Origin of the sequence: Undibacterium sp. JH2W (assembly GCF_049340425.1) — a bacterium.
In the GTDB taxonomy this organism is placed as follows: Bacteria; Pseudomonadota; Gammaproteobacteria; order Burkholderiales; family Burkholderiaceae_D; genus Undibacterium.
This window is the reverse complement of record NZ_JBMPOT010000028.1, coordinates 48,232-54,231: the sequence shown is the minus strand read 5'-3', so window position 1 is coordinate 54,231 and position 6,000 is coordinate 48,232. Positions and strand designations below refer to the sequence as shown.

General features: G+C 48.2%; 12 protein-coding genes. All 12 read left to right on the top strand.

Annotation, left to right across the window (positions count from 1 at the left end; all coding sequences use genetic code 11):
* The coding region (locus tag ACO0LC_RS27260) for an EF-Tu/IF-2/RF-3 family GTPase (RefSeq protein WP_423009076.1) at positions 1-515 on the top strand (515 nt) is incomplete at its 5' end.
* A gap of 132 nt (positions 516-647) precedes the next feature.
* Complete coding sequence (gene rpsJ / locus ACO0LC_RS27255; RefSeq protein WP_110255911.1) at positions 648-965, top strand: 30S ribosomal protein S10; 318 nt, start codon at positions 648-650, stop codon at positions 963-965.
* A gap of 223 nt (positions 966-1,188) precedes the next feature.
* Positions 1,189-1,845 carry a 50S ribosomal protein L3 gene (gene rplC / locus ACO0LC_RS27250; RefSeq protein ID WP_110255912.1) on the top strand — a complete coding sequence of 219 codons (657 nt, stop codon included), beginning with the start codon at positions 1,189-1,191 and terminating at the stop codon, positions 1,843-1,845.
* A 3-nt stretch (positions 1,846-1,848) separates the two neighbouring features.
* Positions 1,849-2,472 (top strand): 50S ribosomal protein L4, encoded by a 624-nt coding sequence (rplD, locus tag ACO0LC_RS27245; RefSeq protein ID WP_186953126.1) that lies wholly within the window; start codon positions 1,849-1,851, stop codon positions 2,470-2,472.
* The gene (rplW, locus tag ACO0LC_RS27240; RefSeq protein ID WP_110255914.1) at positions 2,469-2,783 is read left to right on the top strand and encodes a 50S ribosomal protein L23; all 315 of its coding nucleotides are present in this window, start codon (positions 2,469-2,471) and stop codon (positions 2,781-2,783) included. The genes rplD and rplW overlap by 4 nt, the downstream gene beginning before the upstream one ends.
* 2 nt (positions 2,784-2,785) lie before the next feature.
* The gene (rplB, locus tag ACO0LC_RS27235) at positions 2,786-3,613 is read left to right on the top strand and encodes a 50S ribosomal protein L2 (protein WP_110255915.1); all 828 of its coding nucleotides are present in this window, start codon (positions 2,786-2,788) and stop codon (positions 3,611-3,613) included.
* Between the two features lie 10 nt (positions 3,614-3,623).
* Positions 3,624-3,899: a 30S ribosomal protein S19 gene (rpsS, locus tag ACO0LC_RS27230; RefSeq protein ID WP_110255916.1), complete on the top strand. Its 276-nt coding sequence runs from the start codon at positions 3,624-3,626 to the stop codon at positions 3,897-3,899.
* A gap of 6 nt (positions 3,900-3,905) precedes the next feature.
* On the top strand, positions 3,906-4,238 hold the full coding sequence (rplV, locus tag ACO0LC_RS27225) for a 50S ribosomal protein L22 (protein ID WP_174244915.1): 333 nt from the start codon (positions 3,906-3,908) through the stop codon (positions 4,236-4,238).
* A gap of 9 nt (positions 4,239-4,247) precedes the next feature.
* Positions 4,248-5,081 (top strand): 30S ribosomal protein S3, encoded by an 834-nt coding sequence (rpsC, locus tag ACO0LC_RS27220; protein ID WP_110255917.1) that lies wholly within the window; start codon positions 4,248-4,250, stop codon positions 5,079-5,081.
* 2 nt (positions 5,082-5,083) lie between these two features.
* The gene (gene rplP, locus ACO0LC_RS27215; protein WP_110255918.1) at positions 5,084-5,503 is read left to right on the top strand and encodes a 50S ribosomal protein L16; all 420 of its coding nucleotides are present in this window, start codon (positions 5,084-5,086) and stop codon (positions 5,501-5,503) included.
* A 12-nt stretch (positions 5,504-5,515) separates the two neighbouring features.
* A complete protein-coding gene (gene rpmC, locus ACO0LC_RS27210; protein ID WP_110255919.1) occupies positions 5,516-5,707 on the top strand; it encodes a 50S ribosomal protein L29 in 192 nt (63 codons plus the stop codon).
* A complete protein-coding gene (gene rpsQ / locus ACO0LC_RS27205; RefSeq protein ID WP_110255920.1) occupies positions 5,707-5,979 on the top strand; it encodes a 30S ribosomal protein S17 in 273 nt (90 codons plus the stop codon). The genes rpmC and rpsQ overlap by 1 nt, the downstream gene beginning before the upstream one ends.
* Positions 5,980-6,000: the final 21 nt, after the last annotated feature.

Below are 6,000 nucleotides of genomic sequence, written 5' to 3'. Positions count from 1 at the left end.
GCGGTACAGTAGTTACTGGCCGTATCGAACGCGGTATCGTCAAAGTTGGCGAAGAGATCGAAATCGTTGGTATCAAAGACACAGTCAAAACAACATGTACTGGCGTTGAAATGTTCCGCAAACTGCTCGACCAAGGTCAAGCAGGCGACAACGTCGGCGTATTGCTGCGTGGTACTAAGCGTGAAGATATCCAACGTGGTCAAGTGTTGGCAAAGCCAGGTTCGATCAAACCGCATGCGCATTTCACAGGCGAGATCTATGTTCTGTCCAAAGATGAAGGTGGCCGTCATACACCATTCTTCAACAACTACCGTCCACAGTTCTACTTCCGTACAACGGACGTAACTGGTTCGATCGAGTTGCCGAAAGACAAAGAAATGGTCATGCCAGGTGATAACGTTTCTATCACTGTTAAATTGATTAACCCGATCGCGATGGAAGAAGGCTTGCGCTTCGCTATCCGTGAAGGTGGTCGTACAGTCGGTGCTGGCGTTGTTGCTAAAATCATCGAGTAATATCTGCCGTAATTTGTAGTATACTAGTTGGCTGTCGTATTGAATTTAATGCGGCAGCCAATTTAGTTTTCGCTCTTTATTAAATATGCCGGCGGCTCTGCCGTACCTGGCTCGCTCTTTATAGGAATGAACATGTCCACACAAAATCAAAAAATCCGCATCCGTCTGAAGGCTTTCGATTACAAACTGATCGATCAGTCCGCTCTGGAAATCGTAGAAACAGCCAAGCGCACTGGCGCTGTTGTTAAAGGCCCGGTTCCTTTGCCTACACGTATCCAGCGTTTCGACGTATTGCGTTCCCCACACGTGAACAAAACTTCCCGTGATCAATTTGAAATCCGTACTCACCAGCGTTTGATGGACATCGTTGACCCAACTGACAAAACAGTTGACGCGTTGATGAAGCTCGACCTGCCAGCTGGTGTTGACGTAGAAATCAAACTGCAATAATTCTTATTGATTTGAGCATACTGATGCAAATTAGTATTCTCAGAAAAATACTGAAAATTCGACATACCACAATTTTTCGAAAATTCAAATAAATTAGTCTTGTAAATAAAAAATTTGCGGGCTATAATCGAAGGCTTAGATGTAGGTCAGCTCCGGCTGGCCTATTCGTTTAAGTTTTTTAAACATCAGCCTCACCCAATCGTAGGTGAGAATGGAGAAAACAATGAGCTTGGGCCTAGTTGGTCGCAAGGTTGGCATGATGCGCATCTTTACAGATGATGGGGATTCGATTCCTGTTACTGTTTTGGACGTGTCCAACAACCGCGTGACGCAAGTCAAAACTCCTGAAACAGACGGTTACTCCGCTGTTCAGGTAACTTTCGGTCAGCGCCGTGCATCCCGCGTAACAAAAGCGGCTGCCGGTCACCTCGCAAAAGCAGGTGTTGAAGCTGGTACTGTATTAAAAGAATTCCGTATTGATGCTGCTAAAGCTGCTGAATTGAAGGCAGGCGATGTTGTGCCTGTTGGTATGTTCGAAGCTGGTCAAAAAGTAGACGTGCAAGGCGTAACGATTGGTAAAGGCTATGCCGGTACCATCAAACGTCACCATTTCTCTTCTGGTCGTGCAACTCACGGTAACTCCCGTTCGCATAATGTACCTGGTTCTATCGGTATGGCGCAGGATCCAGGTCGTGTATTCCCTGGTAAGCGCATGACTGGTCATCTGGGTGATGCAACTCGCACTGTGCAAAATCTGGAAATCGCTCGCGTAGATGCAGAGCGTCAGTTGTTGCTGGTGAAGGGTGCCGTGCCGGGTGCAAAAAATGGTCAGGTGATTGTATCTCCTGCTGTTAAAGTTAAAGCCAAGAAGGGAGCCTAATCCATGGAACTGAAGCTCCTAAACGAACAAGGTCAAGCAGCGTCGAACGTAGCCGCTCCTGATACTATCTTTGGTCGTGATTACAATGAAGCCTTGATCCATCAAGTCGTCGTTGCATTCCAAGCCAATGCTCGTAGCGGTAATCGCAAACAAAAAGATCGTGAAGAAGTCCATCACACAACCAAGAAGCCTTGGCGTCAAAAAGGTACTGGTCGTGCACGTGCTGGTATGTCTTCTTCTCCATTGTGGCGTGGCGGTGGTCGTATATTCCCGAACTCGCCTGATGAGAATTTCTCTCACAAAGTTAACAAAAAGATGTATCGCGCAGGTATCTGCTCGATCCTGTCTCAGTTGGCTCGTGAAGGTCGTTTGAATGTGGTTGACGATGTTACTGTTGACGCACCTAAGACTAAACTGTTGTCCGACAAACTGAAAGCAATGGGTTGCCTGGATTCCGTCCTGATTATCACTGACGAATTCAATGAAAACCTGATGTTGGCAGCGCGTAACCTGGCAAACGTATTGGTTGTTGAACCACGTTATGCTGATCCAGTTTCTTTGGTGTTCTACAAGAAAGTGTTGATCACTAAGCCAGCACTGGCAAAGATTGAGGAGATGCTGGCATGAGCGCACAAGTCAAAATTAGCGAAGAACGCCTGATGAAGGTGTTGCTGGCTCCTGTGATTTCTGAAAAAGCAACGATGGTTGCTGAAAAGAATGAGCAAGTGGTTTTCCTGGTTATGCCAGATGCAACCAAGCCAGAAATCAAAGCTGCCGTCGAATTGCTGTTCAAAGTACAAGTTGAATCCGTACAAGTAGCGAATCGTCAAGGTAAACAAAAACGTACCGGTAAATTTAATGGCCGCCGCAATCATACAAGACGCGCTTTTGTATGCTTGAAGCCAGGTCAGGAAATTAACTTCACTGAGGGGGCATAAGCATGGCACTCGTTAAGATGAAGCCAACCTCACCAGGTCGTCGTGGTATGGTGAAGGTAGTGACAGAAGGCCTGTACAAAGGTCGTCCGTTCGCTGCTTTGTTGGAAAAGAAATCAAAAACTGCTGGCCGTAATAACAACGGTCACATCACTACCCGTCATATCGGTGGTGGTCACAAGCAGCATTATCGTCTGGTTGACTTCAAACGCACCAAAGATGGTATCCCTGCAAAAGTAGAACGTATTGAATACGATCCTAACCGTACAGCACACATTGCTTTGTTGTGCTACGCGGACGGCGAACGTGCATACATCATTGCCCCTAAAGGTATGGCTGCTGGTGATCAGGTCATGAACGGCTCTCAAGCGCCGATCAAATCTGGTAACTGCTTGCCTATCCGTAATATCCCGGTCGGTACAACTATGCATTGCGTAGAAATGCTGCCAGGTAAAGGTGCTCAGATTGCACGTACAGCTGGTGCTGGCGTTGTCCTGATGGCACGTGAAGGTACTTACGCTCAGGTTCGTCTGCGCTCCGGTGAAGTTCGTCGTATTCATATCGAATGCCGCGCGACTATCGGTGAAGTAGGCAACGGTGAGCATAACCTGCGCAAAATCGGTAAAGCTGGTGCAATGCGTTGGCGTGGTGTTCGTCCTACCGTTCGCGGTGTGGTCATGAACCCGGTCGATCACCCGCACGGTGGTGGTGAAGGTAAAACTGCAGCCGGCCGTCACCCAGTATCACCATGGGGTCAGCAAACCAAGGGTAAGAAGACTCGTCGCAACAAGCGCACTACTTCGATGATCGTCTCACGCCGTGGCAAGAAATAAGGGATAAAACATGACACGTTCATTGAAAAAAGGGCCGTTTTGCGACGCCCACCTGGTGAAGAAAGTCGAAACCGCGCAAGCGACTAAAGACAAGAAGCCAATCAAGACTTGGTCCCGTCGTTCGACAATTATGCCGGACTTCATCGGTTTGACCATTGCGGTTCATAACGGTAAGCAACACGTACCAGTTTATGTTTCCGAAAACATGGTTGGTCACAAGCTCGGCGAATTCGCGCTGACCCGTACGTTCAAGGGTCACGCAGCCGATAAAAAGGCTAAGAGATAAGGACCGATGATGGAAACTAAAGCAAATTTGCGCGGTGTGCGTCTGTCTGAGCAAAAAGGTCGCCTGGTGGCTGACCTGATTCGCGGTAAAAAAGTAGATCAGGCATTGAATATCCTGGCATTCAGCCCTAAAAAAGGTGCTGCGATCATCAAGAAAGTGTTGGAGTCTGCAATTGCAAACGCCGAACACAATGATGGCGCGGACATCGATGAGCTGAAAGTAAAGACTATCTATGTCGAAAAAGGTGCGATTCTGAAGCGCTTCACAGCACGCGCTAAGGGTCGTGGTGATCGTATCTCTAAACAATCCTGTCACATTTATGTGACCGTTGGTAACTAAGGAGTCACGATGGGACAGAAGATACATCCAACCGGTTTTCGTTTGGCAGTAACACGTAACTGGTCTTCTCGTTGGTATGCTGGCAATGGTAACTTTGCCACTATGCTCATCGAAGATCTGAAGGTACGTGAATACCTGAAGAAGAAACTGAAAAACGCGTCTGTAGGCCGCATCGTTATTGAGCGTCCTGCTAAAAACGCACGCATCACGATATACAGCTCCCGTCCAGGCGTTGTGATCGGTAAAAAAGGCGAAGACATTGAAGTATTGAAAGCCGACTTGTCGAAATTGATGGGCGTGCCAGTGCACGTCAACATCGAAGAAATTCGCAAGCCAGAGATCGATGCTCAACTGATCGCTGATTCTATCGCTCAGCAACTGGAAAAACGCATCATGTTCCGCCGCGCGATGAAACGTGCGATGCAAAATGCAATGCGTTTGGGCGCTCAAGGTATCAAGATCATGTCTGGTGGTCGTTTGAACGGTATCGAGATCGCACGTAAAGAATGGTATCGCGAAGGCCGTGTGCCTCTGCATACTCTGCGTGCTGACATCGATTACGGCTTTGGCGAAGCATCCACAACTTACGGCATTATTGGCGTAAAAGTATGGGTCTACAAAGGCGATCGTTTGGCAAATGGCGATGCGCCTGTTATCGAATCGACACCGGAAGACGACAAAAAACGTCGCGGTCCACGTCGTGATGATGGCAAGCCAAATAGCCGTCCACGCGCCAAGCGTCCAGAAGGACAAACACCGACGACCGGCGCAGCAGCCCCGGCAGCCAAGCGCGTACGCGCAAAAGCTGACGCTGCAGCACCGGCTGAGAAAGCAGGAGAATAATCATGCTGCAACCAGCACGCAGAAAATATCGCAAGGAACAGAAAGGCCGTAACAAGGGTATCTCGCATACTCGTGGTACAGCAGTTTCCTTCGGTGAGTTTGGCTTGAAGGCAGTTGGTCGTGGTCGTATCACAGCGCGTCAGATTGAAGCAGCGCGTCGTGCAATGACTCGTCACATTAAACGCGGTGGCCGTATCTGGATCCGCATTTTCCCGGACAAGCCAATTTCCCAGAAACCAGCGGAAGTCCGTATGGGTAATGGTAAAGGTAATCCTGAGTACTACGTTGCCGAGATTCAACCAGGCAAAATGTTGTACGAAATGGATGGTGTCGATGAGACGCTGGCACGCGAAGCGTTCCGCTTGGCTGCAGCTAAATTGCCGCTGTTGACAACGTTCGTCGTCCGTCAAGTCGGCCAATAATAGGAGTTGTAAATGAAAGTATCTGAACTCCAAGGTAAGGATCAGGCGGCTTTGACTAAAGAACTGAATGAATTGTTGAAGGCACAATTCAGCCTGCGTATGCAAATCGCTACGCAACAGCTGACTAACACTTCTCAATTGAAGAAAGTTCGTCGTGACATCGCACGTGTGAAAACCGTCATGAACCAGAAGGATGCCAAATAATGAACGATCAAGTTAAAGTCGCACTGAAGCGCACATTGATTGGCAAGGTTGTTTCCGACAAGATGGACAAAACCGTAACAGTGGTTGTTGAACGTCACGTTAAGCATCCTTTGTATGGCAAGATCATCGTCCGTAGTGCTAAGTACCACGCACACGATGAAGCGAACCAGGCAAAGGCCGGCGACACCGTTGAAATTCAAGAAGGTCGTCCTATCTCCAAGACTAAAGCTTGGACAGTGACACGTGTGGTTCAAGTCGCACAAGTAGTATAAATTTATTGCACAAAAAGTTTT